Below are 13,815 nucleotides of genomic sequence, written 5' to 3'. Positions count from 1 at the left end.
CGACCCGATGATCCGGCAAGCCGGATCGCGAGGGGAGACGGTAGCACCGGCTCCCTTTTTCGTGTCTCCCTCATAACATTGTCGCTGCCCTGTAACCTTTTGGGTTCAATGGCGTTTCGGGACGGCGGAGAGGGAGATTACCAATGTTCGCTCGTACTCAGCGGCTGCTGCTGCGTCCTGGCTGGAAGGAAGATGCGCCCGCACTGGCGGCCGCGATCAGCGATTATGCGATCGTCGGCAAGCTCGCCCGCGCACCCTGGCCCTATCGGATCGAAGATGCCGAGTCCTATCTCGCTGCCGATCATGGACGCCTGCCGAACTTCCTTATCTTTTCACGGACGCATGGTGCGCCGCGCCTCGTTGGCGGCATCGGGCTCGAGCAGCGCGATGTGGGCATCGAACTCGGCTACTGGATAGCGCGGTCCTACTGGGGCCTCGGCTTCGCTACCGAGGCGGGGCGGGCCGTCATCGAACTGGCCGACAAGGGGCTGCGCCTTCAGCGCCTGTTCGCCCGGCACTTCGTCCACAATCCCGCTGCGGCACGGGTTCTCCGCAAACTGGGCTTCACGCCCAGCGGGGTGGGCAGCATGGCACCCTGCCGCGCGCGCGATTCGGTGGAGACCTGCGTCGAATATAGTCGCGCTGCCGGTGCCGTCGGACGGGAGCGGCCGGCAGCGGCCGTCGGATATGATCGAGAGGATGCGATGGCGGCCTGAGCATCGCCATTGGGGGGCGGCCATATACCCTGTGCCGAGGGTAACATATGATGCCAAGCCCGGCTTGTAACGGTGACAGAAAATCCTGCGAGGCCGCGGCCGGCCCATGGTGCTATGCGCGCCGCCGATGGGGGTGGAAGCGCGGCTCCCGTTCCGGCAGAGTCGTGGCCGGCAGGAGCCCAGTTCGTCATACCGCTGCCACGATGAGAAGCTTTGCATGCCGCATTTACGTTTGCGTCTATCTACCGACGAGATGCGCCGGCTAGCGCTTGAGGCAGCGCGCGCCATCCTGATCGAGGAGGGGCCGCAGGCGGTGACGTTGATGGCGGTGGCCAAGCGGATCAACCGCACCCACGCCAATATTCTCCATCATTTCGGCTCGGCCGGCGAGCTGCGCCGTGCGATGGCGGAGATGATGATCAGCCGGATAACCGGCGAGATCGGAGAGCTGGTGTTGCGACAGCGGCAGACCGAAGGCGATATCCGCGAACTCGTCGACATTACCTTCGATGCCTTTGAAAAACAGGGCGTGGCCGCGCTGATGTCGTGGATGATATTGACGGGCGAGCATGACGGCCTGGCGCCGATCCTGGATGCGGTCCACAATCTCGTCGAGGAACTCGGCGAATATCGCGGCGCTCCCGTCCGCCAGATTACCCAGATACTCGTGCTGGCGGCGCTGGGCGACGGCATGATCGGCGCGCCCATTGCCGCCGCGCTCGAAGTGCCGCGGGAGACGACGCGGGCGAACCTGGCGCACCAGTTGCGGATCATGCGCGGCTGGTAAGGGTTCTTTTCGCCGCCAATTCGTATAAAGGCGCGCGATGCATTTTCTGGATCAAGCCAAGATTTTCATTCGCTCGGGTGCGGGCGGGCCGGGGGCTGTCAGCTTTCGGCGTGAGAAATTCGTCGAATATGGTGGCCCTGACGGCGGCAATGGCGGCAAGGGCGGCGACGTCATCTTCGAAGCCGTGCCCGGCCTGAATACGCTGATCGACTTCCGGTACACTCAGCATTTCCGGGCACCGCGCGGCAAGGGCGGGGCGGGCTCGAACCGCACCGGCGCAGGCGGCGACGATCTGGTCATCCGCGTGCCCGTCGGCACCCAGATCCTGTCCGAGGACAAGGAAGAGGTGCTCGCTGATTTCACCGTCCCCGGCCAGCGCGAGGTGTTCCTGCGCGGCGGTGACGGCGGGCGCGGTAACGCAAGCTACAAAACGTCGACCAACCGGGCGCCGCGGCAGCATGGCACCGGCTGGCCTGCCGAGGAGATGTGGGTGTGGCTGCGGCTCAAGCTGCTCGCGGATTGCGGCCTGGTGGGCCTGCCCAATGCCGGCAAGTCGACCTTCATCAACGCAGTGTCGAACGCCAAGGCGAAGGTCGGCGACTATCCGTTTACGACGGTGCGGCCTCAACTGGGCGTCGCCAGCCACAAGAGCCGCGAGTTCGTGGTCGCCGACATCCCCGGCCTGATCGAAGGCGCGGCCGAAGGCGCCGGCATCGGCGACCGCTTCCTCGGCCATATCGAGCGCTGCCGGGTGCTGCTCCATCTGGTCGATGTGGGCGGTGATGATCCGGTCGATGCCTATGAGATCGTCCAGGGGGAACTCGACGCCTATGGCGCGGGCCTGGCCGACAAGCCGCAGATCGTGGCGCTCAACAAGATCGATGCGATCGACCCCAAACTGATCGACAAGCTGGTGAAGAAGCTCGCCAAGAAGAGCGGCGTCGAGGTGATGCGCCTGTCGGGTGCCACCGGCGAAGGGCTCGAGCAGGTGCTCGACCGGATCATCGAGATATTGGGGCCGATGCCCGACAAGGTCGCGGTCAACGACGATGAAGGGGTGGAGCCTTGGTCGCCCATCTGATGGCGCTTTAGCCGCATGTCTGCCCGCTTCAACCCGGCCAATTGCCCGTGCCTGATCGTCAAGATCGGCTCGGCGCTGCTCGTCGATCCCGAGGGCCGGGTGCGGCGCGACTGGCTTGCCGGCGTCGTCGCAGACATCGCCGCGCGGCACCAGGCGGGACAGAAGGTTGCGGTCGTCTCATCCGGGGCGATCGCGCTGGGCGCGCGGCGGCTCGCGCTGACCAAGGGCGGGCGCGCCAGCCTGGAAGACGCACAGGCCGCAGCGGCGACAGGCCAGATCGCCCTGTCGCATTGTTGGGCGGAACTGCTCCACGCCCAGGGGCTGACGGCGGCGCAGATCCTGGTGACGCTCGACGATCTCGAGGATCGCCGCCGCTATCTCAACGCCGCCTCGACGCTCGACCGGCTGCTGAGCCTGGGCGTCGTGCCGGTCATCAACGAGAATGATTCGGTCGCGACCGAGGAGATCCGTTTCGGCGACAATGATCGGCTCGCAGCCCGGATCGGCCAGGCGGCTGGTGCGCAGGGGGTTATCCTCCTGTCGGATATCGATGGGCTTTATACCGCCAACCCTCATCGTGATCCGACCGCACGGCTGGTGCCCGAGGTCCGCCGCATCGACGCGCGGATCAAGGCGATGGCCGATGGCGGATCGGCCTCGGGCATGGGATCGGGCGGCATGATCTCGAAGCTGGAGGCAGCACGGATCGCCCAGCGGTCCGGCACCCATCTCGCCATCATTTCGGGGAAGCGGGAGCACCCGCTCGCGGCGTTCGACGCCGATGGCCATGGCACGGTGTTCGTCGGCGAAAAGGCCGGCAATGCGCGCAAGGCGTGGCTGGCCGGGCGTCTCACCGCCAAGGGACGGGTGGTGGTCGACGCCGGTGCAGCCAAGGCACTGACCCAGGGCCGCAGCCTGCTCGCCGCCGGGGCGATCTCCGTCGATGGACGCTTTGCGCGCGGCGATGTCGTCGATATCGTCGGGCCCGACGGCCATGTGGTGGCACGCGGCCTGGTAGAATATGATGCGTCCGATGCCGCAAGCATCGTCGGGCGGCGCAGCGACGCGCTGGAAGCGATCCTTGGCTATGCGCCGCGCTCTGCCTTGGTCCATCGCGATCATATGGTGGTGCTGTGATCCTGGCGATCACGGGCGGTACGGGTTTTCTCGGTGGACATGTGCTGCGCGAGGCGGCGGCCCAGGGCCATAGCATCCGGGCGCTGGCGCGCAGCGCGCAACTGCCTCGCCCCAATGTCGAGTGGGTGCCGGGAACGCTCGACGATTATCACAGCCTCGCTGCACTGGTTGGCGGCGCCGATGCCGTGATCCACATCGCTGGTGCCATCAACGCACCGGCGCTGGCAGGCTTCGTCGCCGCCAATGTCACCGGCACCGCCTCGCTGCTGACTGCGACGGAAGCGGCCGGGATCAAGCGCTTCGTCCATGTGTCGTCGCTGTCGGCGCGTGAGCCCGATCTCTCCGATTATGGTTGGTCGAAGGCGGCCTCGGAAGCGCTCCTGCTCCAGTCGCCGCTCGACTGGACGATCGTTCGGCCGCCGGCCATCTATGGTGCGGGCGACCGCGAGATGCTCGAGCTGTTCCGCATCGCCAAGCGCAAGGGCGTGGTGCCGCTGCCGCCGGCGGGACGGCTGTCGCTGATAGAGGCCGGCGATCTCGCCAGGCTGCTGGTCGACCTGCTCCAGACTGGTGCGGCGATCGGGCAGGTTTACGAGCCGGACGATGGCCGCATCGATGGCTATAGCCACCGCGAATTCGGCGCGCTGCTCGGCCGGGCGGTTGGGCGATCGCGGGTGGTTTTGCTTGCTGTGCCGCGCTTTGTGCTGCGTCTTGCCGCAACCGCCGAGCGGCTGCGGCTGGGCGATCGCGCCAAGCTGACGCCCGATCGGGTTCGTTATTTCTGCCATCCCGACTGGGTGGCGCAGAAGCGGCCACCCGCTATGGTGTGGGAGCCGGCGATAAAGGCCGGTGACGGGCTGAAGGCGACCGCCGACTGGTATCAGGCGCAAGGCTGGCTGTAGTCCGGCCGGCACGGTTGCAAAGGCGGCCCTTGGCTGGGACGAGCTTCAACGCAGTTCAGCCGATCCCCGCCGCAAAGTGCAACAGGAAGCTGATGAAGCTGAGCACCAGCCCGACCACCATCACCCTATAGGCATAGCCGATCAGCCGGTATTTCTTGCGCGCGAGCACCCGGCCATTCTGGTAGATGTCATGCGCGAAAGCCGCATAGACGGCATCGCTGTCGGTGACCGTGTCGAGCACGAGCTGGACGAAATCCTCCTCGGGCATCTGGGTGAAGGATCCAAAGAACAGCATGTTTGACGGGCCATGGGCCTGCGGGGGGACTTTGGTCGATGGCAACACCGCCATGACCGCCAGCAACGCCGACAGGAAGGCCGTCGCGCCGAGGATGAGCAGCGCGGTCGGCGCGCCGCCGGATTTGATCTGGCCCACCGTGATGGTGAAGATGACGAAGGTGGCACCCATCAGCAGGCTGGCCTTCTGATCGGCCATCTGGCTGAGCTGGTACTGGATCTGCTGGGCGGTGCGCAGGAGATGGACCGCGTCGGGGGCAAACTGGCCCCGTGGCGGTGCTCTCGTCTCGTCTGCTGGCATGGCATCCCCTTTTCCCTGTCATATTCATGGCACGCTATCGGATCGCCGCCAAGCCGCTGCCGTGAAGCCGCCGCAATCGCTTGTCATGCGCGGCACAACGACCTTAAGGACGCATCATGAGCGACAGAGACGATATTTTTACCCGCGTGGCGGAACAGATCGAACCCTTCAACAAAAAGGGCGTGGATCTGGCCGACGGCACCAGCTTTGCCGGCGACCTGGAATGGGACAGCCTGACGGTGATGGATTTCGTCGCGGCGGTCGAGGACGAGTTCGACATCATCATCACGATGAACATGCAGGCGGAGATCGAGACGGTCGGCCAGCTTGTCGATGCCGTCGTCAAATTGCAGGGCTGAGCAGCGGTGAGCGATCTTTTTTCGAAATTCGACCCGCTGATCGCCGAGCGCGAGGCGTTGCTCGATACCGGCGTGCGCGATCCCTACGGCATCGTGATGGAGAAGGTGCTGTCGCCGACAGAGGCCATGATCAACGGCAAGCGCACGATCCTGCTCGGCACCTATAATTATATGGGCATGACGTTCGATGCCGACGTGATCGAGGCCGGCAAGGCCGCGCTCGACGCCTTCGGATCGGGGACCACGGGCAGCCGCGTCCTCAACGGGACCTACCAGACCCACAGGGAATGCGAGGACGCGCTCAAGGAGTTTTACGGGGCCGAGCACGCGATCGTGTTTTCGACCGGCTATCAGGCCAATCTCGGCATGATCTCGACGCTCGCGGGCAAGGGCGACTATATCATCCTCGATGCCGACAGCCACGCCTCGATCTATGACGGCTGCGCCCTGGGCAAGGCCGAGGTGATCCGCTTCCGCCACAATTCGGTCGAGGATCTCGACAAGCGGCTCGGCCGGCTTCCACCCGAGGCCGGCAAGCTCGTCGTGCTCGAAGGCGTCTATTCGATGATGGGCGACATCGCCCCGCTCAAGGAGATGGTTGCGGTTTCCAAGAAGCATGGCGCGATGATCCTGTGCGACGAGGCGCATGGCATGGGCTTCTTCGGCGAACATGGCCGCGGCGTGTTCGAGGAAGCCGGTGTTTCCGACGATATCGATTTCGTCGTCGGAACCTTCTCGAAGTCGGTCGGCACCGTCGGCGGCTTTTGCGTGTCCAATCATCCCAAGTTCGAAGTGCTGCGCCTGGTCTGCCGGCCTTATGTGTTCACGGCCTCGCTACCGCCATCGGTGGTTGCGACGGCGGCGGCTTCGATCCGCAAGCTGATGCACGCGCAGGACAAGCGCGCGCACCTGTGGAAGAACTCGCGGCGGCTGCACCAGGGGCTGCGCGACATGGGCTACAAACTCGGCACCGAAACCGCCCAGTCGGCGATCATTGCCGTCATCCTGGACGACATGGCCCAGGCGGTCGGGCTGTGGCAGGGGCTGCTCGAGGCCGGGCTCTATGTGAATACTGCGCGTCCGCCGGCGACCCCGGCCGGCATGTTCCTGCTGCGCTGTTCGCTGTGCGCCGAGCATAGCGACGCCCAGGTCGACGAGATTCTCGGCATGTTCGAGCGGGCTGGCCGGGCAATCGGAGTGATCGCCTGAGCAATCTATCGCATTCGGCATTTAGACGGCTTTGCCCGTCGGTTCGGCTGCGGTACAACGGGCGCATGGCGACGTTCTCTCCGGAGGCCTTGAGGCGGGAATTGTCACCGGCCACGGGGCGAGTGGTCGCTGCCGCGATATTGGCGCTGGCGGCGCTGGGCCTGTTGGTCGCCGTGGTGACGATGGTGGCACGTTCGAACGCGGCCCGCGATCAGGCGCTGGTCCGCGAGCAACGCAGTTATGACATCATGGTGTTGACGCGCTCACTCGATGCCTCGCTCGCACGTGCAGAGGCATCGCTGGGTCGCTATGTGGTGAGTGGCGACCGCCGCACCGGCACGATCTACTATGACGAGTGGCGGCGCGCGAGCAGCCAGCTACGCCAGCTGGAAAAGCTCACCGACGGACAGGCCGACCAGATTCCGCTGGTGCGCCGGCTCGACGGGCTGTGCGATGCGCGGGCCAAGGAACTGGCGGCGGCGGCCGCCTTCGCCAATGTCGGCAAGGGCTGGTACGCCATCGGCATGTTCAACCGCGCCGGCGAATCGGCCAACGTCCGGGCGATTTCCGATACGCTCGACCGGATCGCGGCCAATGAGCGGGCCCGGCTGGGGCGGAGATCCGAGGCGACCTTCTTCTCGGCCGAGCGGGCAAACAGCTTCTCCACCCTGCTGTCGGTGCTCGGGCTGGCGCTCGTCGCGCTCGCCATCCTGCTCGGCTGGCTTGCGGCGGCGACGGCGGCGAAGCGCGCCTATGCGGACGAACTCGCCGAGGCAGAGGGCGACCGCGCCGCCATGCTCGAAACGGCGGTTGCCGAGCGCACCCAGGAACTGCTCAGCGCCAACGAGAAGCTGCGTGCCGAGACCGAGACACGAGCCCGCGCCGAGGCGCAGCTCGCCCAGGCACAGAAGATGGAAGCGGTTGGCCAGCTGACCGGCGGCATTGCGCATGATTTCAACAATATGCTGGCGGTGGTGGTCGGCGGGCTCGATCTCGCGCGACGCAAGCTGGCGCAGCGCTCGCCCGATGTCATCACCCATATCGATGGCGCGATGGAAGGCGCTGACCGGGCGGCTGCGCTGACGCGACGGCTGCTGTCCTTCGCACGGGCCGAACCGCTGCTTCCCGACGCGGTGCTACCGTCGAAGCTGGTGGCGGGGATGAACGTCCTGCTCGATCGTACACTGGGGGATCGAATCCGCGTCAATGTCGATGCGTCCCAGGCGAGCTGGTCGATCTGGGCTGATGCGCACCAGCTTGAAAATGCCATCCTCAACCTGGCGGTGAACGCCCGCGACGCCATGGATGGAGCAGGCCGGCTCGACATCGAGGTAGCCGACGTGCCGATCGGCACCGGCGACCAAAGTGGGATTGCGCCCGGCGAATATGTCCGGATCAGCGTCCGCGACACGGGCTGCGGGATGTCGCCCGAGGTCGTCGCGCGGGCGTTCGAACCTTTTTTCACGACAAAGCCGGTCGGCAAGGGGACCGGCCTCGGCCTTAGCCAGATTTTCGGCTTCGTGCGGCAATCGCAAGGCGATGTGCGAGTCCAATCGGCCGTCGGCCAGGGCACGACGATCATGCTCTATCTGCCGCGCCACATCGGCGCAGCGGTCGACCGGTCGGTGGCGGAAAGCTCGGCGGCGGCCAAGCCGAGACTGGGATCGCTGTCGATCCTGCTGGTCGAGGACGATCCGCGTGTCCAGGCATCGACGCGCCATGGCCTGGTGGAGCTGGGCCACGAGGTGCGGGCTTGCGGCTCGGGCGACGAAGCGCTCGAGATTCTCGCGGAGGATGCGCGATTCGACATGGTGCTGACCGATGTGATGATGCCGGGCATGACCGGCCCCGAGCTGGTTGCCACGATCGGCCGCCGCTATCCGCGCACAGCCGTGCTGTTCGTGACCGGCTATGTCGGGGAAGCCGGCCAAAGCGACGACTTTGCGGGACATGAGGTGCTGCGCAAGCCTTTCACAATCGCCGCGCTCGGCGTGGCCATAGGCCAGGCGATGAGCCGCCAGGGCAAGACGCCGACATATCAGGCGGCCTGATCCGCTCGCCTAGCGCCAGCATTGTCGAGAGCGAACCAGCTTATCGCACCGCGCCTTTCAACAGCAGTCGCGGCAGCAGGCTGATCGCGCCGAGGATCGGCCAGCGGCGTTGCCAGGGCTTGATCGTGATCGCGGTGCCGGCATGGCGATTGATCTTCCAGGCCAGATAATCGATGCCTCCGGCATAGGTCGTGCTGGCCTTGGCGAGCCGGGCGATGGTCAGTGCCTTCCCTTCGCGCCGACGGCGCTGCCAGGTCGCCGCGCCGGCCCGACGATCCGCGGCACTGAGCGGACGGCGAAACCCTATGATATCGTCCTCGATCTCCGCCTCCAGCCCGGCGGCGTCGAGCGCTGGTGCGGTGAAGCGGCGGAAGCGCCCGGGATCGGCGCTCACCACGGATGCCGCGCGCCCGGTCCGCTCGGCGCGCAGTTCGGCGCGATAGGTCAGCGCGAACGCTCCCTCCCACAGCGCTTCGATCGAGAGCCTGTCGGGCAGCATCGGCCGCGCTGCCGCGAGCAGCGCCGGCGCCGCGCCCGCGATCGCCGCAATGCTGCTTCTCCGCGCCGCTTCGTCGGCCGCCCATATCAGCCGCGACGGCTGTGCAAAGCGCGCCCAGACCGAGACATTCCGGGTTTCCGACGACGCGAGCCGTGCGAAATCGCTTTCGCTGAGCACGGCAAATTTGGCGATCAGCCCCTCATGCTCAAATGGAAAGACGTTCGGCGGCAGCAGCCGGTTGGCGAAGGCGAGCCAGCCTTTGCCAAAGGCCCGCGCATAATCATCGACGATCAGGTAGAAATCGAGCATCAGCCCGTCGAGATTGGCCTCGCGCAGGCAGGATCCATAGAACAGCACGGCCCGCGCGGCCGGGCCGTAGCGCGCCGCAATGGCTGCGGCCATCGCCGTGACGCGAGCATCGACCGGCTCCGCAAGCTCGGCTGCGACCAGCTGTTCGAGGAACATGGGACGCCCGCTCAGGCAGCGAGGCGCAAGAACGGGACCGGCGGAGTGGTCTTGAGGACGATTGGCCTGCCGGGGTCGGCCTGGAAGATTTCCCCATCGAGGATTACGCTCGAACGATCTCCCTCGATGCGGATCTCGTCGCCGCGCTCAAAGTGGACGCCGTCCATCTGGTCGCGCCCGACCCGGCCGAACATCCCGGCGAATATCGCTCGCAGCAGCGGCAGGGGGCGCTGCTCGACGACCATCATCTGCAGCGATCCCGTGCCGGGCACGCTGCTGCCCAGCAGCAGCTTGTGCAGCGTCGTCACGATCAGCAGCGAGAAGCGCCCGTGAAGCTGGCCCTGCCGCATCATCGACACTTTGAGGGGAGTCGCTGCGGGCGGCAGGAAAGCGGTCCGGATACCCAGGATCAGCGTCGCCAGCACCGCAACCGCGGTGAGTACGTGGCTGATGCCGTTGGGCAGGCCGAGCGGATAGATCTTGTTGCGGCAATAGAGGATCGTGTCGGCGAGCCCGGCGCCGCCGAGGAACATCCCCAGCACCGGCCGGCTGCCGGCGACACCGTCGGAAAGCGCAATCAGCTCGCGCACCACCACATGCTCCTCGATGCCGGTGCGGGCGATCTCGATCACCCGGCTGAGCGCCACGATGGGATCGCCGACCGAGCCCAGGTCGAGCGCGATCAGATTGGTCTTGCCGTTGGGCAGCACCGCGACCGGCGGCGGCGAGCCATCGAAATGGCCGCCGAGATAGAGCTCGGTCAACGCCGCCTGGACGGTGCCGTCGCCGCCATTGATCACCAGCACCTTGGGGTTCACCCGGGCGATCGTCCGCAGCGCCTCACCGATCTGTTCGATCGATTCGACCTCATAGTGGAAGACGTCGCTATGGGACGCGCAAAAGCTCCGCATCCGCGGCAGCATCGACAGATTGCCCGTCGAGCGCGGATTGGAGAGGAGCGCGACGCTGGCCATCGATCAGCGCGCCGCCATCGCGACGGGGCCGAACGACCCGCCCTGGACATAGTTCATCACCACCGGAACCTTCGCGACGCCGTGCACCGAAACCTGCACCTGGCGCGGGTCGGGCTTGCGCTTGAACATCACGTCGAACAGCGAAAGCCGCGGATTGCCCGACATGCCGCCGCCGTCGGAGGGGCCGGTCCTACCCGAATTGTCGAGATCGTGGCGAACCGAAACGGCATAGTTGCCGTTGCCCGGGACCGACACGCAGATATCGATCGGTCCCGTGGCGGGCACGGCCACATCGATGCGCCGCAGATAGCTGCCCTTGTCGAAATAGCGGCTCGGATTGCCGCCATAGGATTGCACGCGGATTACGCCGCTGCGCTTCTTCAAGCCTTCGACATGGACGAGCATCGCCGGACCATTGCCGTCGCATGCCGCCGCATCGGGGCCGAGCACGGCTGCGCGCGCGCCGGCGGGAGCCGCCGCTGCAAGCATCAATCCAGCCACCCCTGCCACAAGTTTCGACATGACCTCTCTACTCCTGGAAGCTATAGCCCTGCGAAGACGCATGGCCGGTACGCTGCCCCATGAGTCGGAAAATGGGCTGCGATTGCGGCCAGAACATGGTCACGGGGCGTCCAAAAGTTGAGATTTGACACGCTTACCGACCGCTACCTCGCCCGACTGATCGCAACTCCGCTGTTCGCGACGCTCGTGATCGCGGCGATGCTGCTCACCCTCGACAAGATGCTCCGCCTGTTCGACTTCGTCGTCTCGGAGGGCGGGCCGGTCAGCGTGGTGTGGCGGATGCTGGCCAATCTGATCCCGGAATATATGTCGCTTGGCATCCCGATAGGCCTGATGCTGGGCTGCCTTCTCGCCTTCCGCAAGCTGGCACTGTCGTCGGAGCTCGACGTGTTCCGGGCGGTCGGCATGAGCTATGGCCGGCTGCTGCGTGTGCCCTATTATTATGCGATCGCGCTGGCGCTGCTCAATCTCGCCATCGTCGGTTTCATCCAGCCCTATTCGCGCTATGCCTATGAGGGGCTCCGCTTCGAGCTGCGTTCGGGTGCGCTGGGCGCGTCGATCAAGGTGGGTGAGTTCACCCGGCTCGGCAAGCGGATGACGATCCGCGTCGAAACCAGCCGCGACGGTGGCCGGGAACTGTCCGGCATCTTCGTCATGACGGAGACCAATGACGGCAAGAGCCTGGCGGTCACCGCCGAGCATGGCCAGTTCATGGCGACCGACGATCCGGACACGATCATCCTGCGGCTGCAGAAGGGCGTGCTCGTCCATGATGCGCCAAGCTTCAAGGAGCCGCGCGTTCTCCAGTTCGTCGGCCATGACCTGCCGATCGACCTGCCGAAAATGGAGGCGTTTCGCCAGCGTGGTGGTCGCGATCTCGAAATGACGATGCCGGAACTCGCCGTGATCGCGCACAAGGAGAGCACGCCGGAGAAGCAGCGCACGCAGTTCCGGGCCGAATTCCATTTCCGGCTGGTCGAGGTGGCAACGATGCTGCTGCTGCCGATGCTGGCGCTGGCGCTCGCCATTCCGCCCAAGCGCTCCTCCTCCGCGCTCGGCGTGTTCCTGTCGATCGTGATGATCGTCACCCAGCACAAGATCAACGAATATGCGGCCTCCGTGGCGGCCCTGGGCCGGATCGACCCGATCCTCGCGCTGTGGATACCCTTCCTCGGCTTCGCTGCGCTGGTGTGGTGGATGTACCGGACGATCGCGCACGTGCCGGGCGGCCAGCCGATCGGTGCGCTCGAACGCGTGGCCGACAAGGCGGCGAAGGCGGTTGTCCGCTGGATCAAGCTCGGCCGGAGGCGGGCGGCATGAACATCTCCTTCTTCGCCTCGCGAACGATTACCTTCTATATGGCGCGGATGTTCCTGGTCCGCTTCGCGGCGGTCCTCGCGGCGCTGGTGATCGTGCTGATGGCGCTCGATCTGCTCGGCGAATCGGGTGACATCCTCGCCTATCCGGGCAATGGCGATCACCAACTATGGGTCTATGTGACCCTGCGGACGCCGCAGATCATCGCGCGCTTCCTGCCCTTTGCCGCGCTGCTCGCGACGTTGATCACCTTCGTCACGCTGAACCAGAACAGCGAGATCATCTCGATGAAGGCGGCGGGCATCTCGGCGCACCAGATCCTGGCGCCGCTGGTGGTCGCCAGCATCGGCGTCGCGCTGGTTTCGCTGATGTTCAACGAGCGGGTGGTCGCGCGCTCCACCGCGACCCTCAGCGCTTGGCAGGATGCGGGCTATGGTCCCATCCCCAGGGATCGGGGCATCGTCGCGAATGTCTGGGTCCGCGACGGCGACGACCTGATTCATGCGGTGTCGGCGCGGGGCCGGCAAGCGCAGACCACGCTCGATACCGTTACGATCTACGATCGCGACGGCGGCCGGCTCATCTCGATCGTCAAGGGCGCTCGCGCGGTGCAGGCCGGCGGCGGCTGGCGACTCGCCAATGTGTCGCGCTTCGATGTCTCGCGGGGGGTAACCACGCGCCTGCCGGCCTTCGAGTTCGGGCGCGGGGTGACACCGGATCGCTTCACCCTGGCCAGCGTCGATCCGGCGGCGCGGTCCATTCTGCAGCTTCGCTCGGCAATCCACGATCTCGATGCCGCCGGCCGGCCGACCGGTCCGCTCGAAGCAGGGCTATGGCACAAGCTGTCGGGACCTTTCTCGGCGGTGCTGATGCCGCTCCTCGCCGCCGTTGCCGCTTTCGGTCTGGCCCGGACCGGGCATCTGTTCATCCGTGCCGTCGTCGGCATGGCGCTCGGCTTCGCCTATTTCGTCGCCGACAATTTTGCGCTGGCGATGGGTAATCTCGGTGCCTATCCGCCCGTGCTGGCCGCCTGGGCACCCTTTCTGTTGTTCCTTTTGATCGGCGAAGCGGTGCTGATCCGCACCGAGGAATAGCAGCTTTCAAAGCTTGGCCTTGCCGCCGTCGCAAAAGCGCCGCATTGCCAAGCCAGAGCGCAGCCCCATATGGGTCCCTGACGGGGGACTATCGACTTGATTTCGAG

14 protein-coding genes are annotated in these 13,815 nt (G+C 65.8%); 10 read left to right on the top strand and 4 right to left on the bottom strand.

Going from position 1 to position 13,815, the window contains the following annotated elements; translation table 11 throughout:
* Window positions 1–143 precede the first annotated feature (143 nt).
* The 5 genes from AC1DPF_RS08205 (at window position 144) to AC1DPF_RS08185 (ending at window position 4,623) form a co-directional block, all read left to right on the top strand.
* Window positions 144–716: a GNAT family N-acetyltransferase gene (locus AC1DPF_RS08205; protein ID WP_477960636.1), complete on the top strand. Its 573-nt coding sequence runs from the start codon at window positions 144–146 to the stop codon at window positions 714–716.
* A gap of 253 nt (window positions 717–969) precedes the next feature.
* Window positions 970–1,503 carry a TetR family transcriptional regulator gene (locus AC1DPF_RS08200; protein WP_477868843.1) on the top strand — a complete coding sequence of 178 codons (534 nt, stop codon included), beginning with the start codon at window positions 970–972 and terminating at the stop codon, window positions 1,501–1,503.
* A gap of 37 nt (window positions 1,504–1,540) precedes the next feature.
* Window positions 1,541–2,584 (top strand): GTPase ObgE, encoded by a 1,044-nt coding sequence (obgE, locus tag AC1DPF_RS08195; RefSeq protein ID WP_477868845.1) that lies wholly within the window; start codon window positions 1,541–1,543, stop codon window positions 2,582–2,584.
* Window positions 2,585–2,599: 15 nt separating this feature from the next.
* Window positions 2,600–3,721, top strand: coding sequence for a glutamate 5-kinase (proB, locus tag AC1DPF_RS08190; protein WP_477960634.1), 1,122 nt, complete (start codon window positions 2,600–2,602; stop codon window positions 3,719–3,721).
* A complete protein-coding gene (locus AC1DPF_RS08185; protein ID WP_477960632.1) occupies window positions 3,718–4,623 on the top strand; it encodes an SDR family oxidoreductase in 906 nt (301 codons plus the stop codon). The genes proB and AC1DPF_RS08185 overlap by 4 nt, the downstream gene beginning before the upstream one ends.
* Window positions 4,624–4,678: 55 nt before the next feature.
* Here AC1DPF_RS08185 and AC1DPF_RS08180 read toward each other — a convergent pair whose 3' ends face one another.
* Window positions 4,679–5,218 (bottom strand): Pycsar system effector family protein, encoded by a 540-nt coding sequence (locus tag AC1DPF_RS08180; RefSeq protein ID WP_477868851.1) that lies wholly within the window; start codon window positions 5,216–5,218, stop codon window positions 4,679–4,681.
* 116 nt (window positions 5,219–5,334) lie between these two features.
* Between AC1DPF_RS08180 and AC1DPF_RS08175 the strand changes: the two genes are divergently transcribed.
* The 3 genes from AC1DPF_RS08175 (at window position 5,335) to AC1DPF_RS08165 (ending at window position 8,837) form a co-directional block, all read left to right on the top strand.
* Window positions 5,335–5,577, top strand: a complete 243-nt coding sequence (locus AC1DPF_RS08175; protein WP_477868853.1) for an acyl carrier protein — start codon at window positions 5,335–5,337, stop codon at window positions 5,575–5,577.
* Between the two features lie 6 nt (window positions 5,578–5,583).
* Window positions 5,584–6,786: a serine palmitoyltransferase gene (spt, locus tag AC1DPF_RS08170; RefSeq protein WP_477868855.1), complete on the top strand. Its 1,203-nt coding sequence runs from the start codon at window positions 5,584–5,586 to the stop codon at window positions 6,784–6,786.
* A gap of 65 nt (window positions 6,787–6,851) precedes the next feature.
* Window positions 6,852–8,837 carry an ATP-binding protein gene (locus AC1DPF_RS08165; protein WP_477960630.1) on the top strand — a complete coding sequence of 662 codons (1,986 nt, stop codon included), beginning with the start codon at window positions 6,852–6,854 and terminating at the stop codon, window positions 8,835–8,837.
* A gap of 40 nt (window positions 8,838–8,877) precedes the next feature.
* Here the strand turns inward: AC1DPF_RS08165 and AC1DPF_RS08160 are convergent, their stop codons facing one another.
* The 3 genes from AC1DPF_RS08160 to AC1DPF_RS08150 are packed head-to-tail and all read right to left on the bottom strand — an operon-like array spanning window position 8,878 to window position 11,297.
* Window positions 8,878–9,801, bottom strand: a complete 924-nt coding sequence (locus AC1DPF_RS08160; protein ID WP_477868859.1) for a hypothetical protein — start codon at window positions 9,799–9,801, stop codon at window positions 8,878–8,880.
* 11 nt (window positions 9,802–9,812) lie between these two features.
* Window positions 9,813–10,775, bottom strand: coding sequence for a diacylglycerol/lipid kinase family protein (locus AC1DPF_RS08155; protein ID WP_477868861.1), 963 nt, complete (start codon window positions 10,773–10,775; stop codon window positions 9,813–9,815).
* Between the two features lie 3 nt (window positions 10,776–10,778).
* A complete protein-coding gene (locus tag AC1DPF_RS08150) occupies window positions 10,779–11,297 on the bottom strand; it encodes a DUF2141 domain-containing protein (RefSeq protein WP_477868862.1) in 519 nt (172 codons plus the stop codon).
* A 117-nt stretch (window positions 11,298–11,414) separates the two neighbouring features.
* On the opposite strand from AC1DPF_RS08150, the gene lptF reads away from it, so the two are divergent.
* Window positions 11,415–12,617 (top strand): LPS export ABC transporter permease LptF, encoded by a 1,203-nt coding sequence (lptF, locus tag AC1DPF_RS08145; protein WP_477868864.1) that lies wholly within the window; start codon window positions 11,415–11,417, stop codon window positions 12,615–12,617.
* Window positions 12,614–13,708: an LPS export ABC transporter permease LptG gene (gene lptG / locus AC1DPF_RS08140; RefSeq protein ID WP_477868866.1), complete on the top strand. Its 1,095-nt coding sequence runs from the start codon at window positions 12,614–12,616 to the stop codon at window positions 13,706–13,708. Before lptF ends, lptG begins: the two co-directional genes overlap by 4 nt.
* Window positions 13,709–13,815 lie beyond the last annotated feature (107 nt).

This window comes from Rhizorhabdus sp. P4_G6, assembly GCF_056401045.1.
This window is presented reverse-complemented; position numbering and strand designations above follow the sequence as displayed.

Coding starts and splice junctions, on each gene's coding strand:
- AC1DPF_RS08155 (WP_477868861.1), bottom strand. CDS start 10,775: ATGGCCAGCGTCGCGCTCCTCTCCAATCCGCGCTCGACGGGCAATCTG.
- lptG (WP_477868866.1), top strand. CDS start 12,614: ATGAACATCTCCTTCTTCGCCTCGCGAACGATTACCTTCTATATGGCG.
- AC1DPF_RS08180 (WP_477868851.1), bottom strand. CDS start 5,218: ATGCCAGCAGACGAGACGAGAGCACCGCCACGGGGCCAGTTTGCCCCC.
- AC1DPF_RS08205 (WP_477960636.1), top strand. CDS start 144: ATGTTCGCTCGTACTCAGCGGCTGCTGCTGCGTCCTGGCTGGAAGGAA.
- AC1DPF_RS08200 (WP_477868843.1), top strand. CDS start 970: ATGCGCCGGCTAGCGCTTGAGGCAGCGCGCGCCATCCTGATCGAGGAG.
- AC1DPF_RS08160 (WP_477868859.1), bottom strand. CDS start 9,801: ATGTTCCTCGAACAGCTGGTCGCAGCCGAGCTTGCGGAGCCGGTCGAT.
- AC1DPF_RS08165 (WP_477960630.1), top strand. CDS start 6,852: ATGGCGACGTTCTCTCCGGAGGCCTTGAGGCGGGAATTGTCACCGGCC.
- AC1DPF_RS08175 (WP_477868853.1), top strand. CDS start 5,335: ATGAGCGACAGAGACGATATTTTTACCCGCGTGGCGGAACAGATCGAA.
- AC1DPF_RS08150 (WP_477868862.1), bottom strand. CDS start 11,297: ATGTCGAAACTTGTGGCAGGGGTGGCTGGATTGATGCTTGCAGCGGCG.
- proB (WP_477960634.1), top strand. CDS start 2,600: ATGTCTGCCCGCTTCAACCCGGCCAATTGCCCGTGCCTGATCGTCAAG.
- obgE (WP_477868845.1), top strand. CDS start 1,541: ATGCATTTTCTGGATCAAGCCAAGATTTTCATTCGCTCGGGTGCGGGC.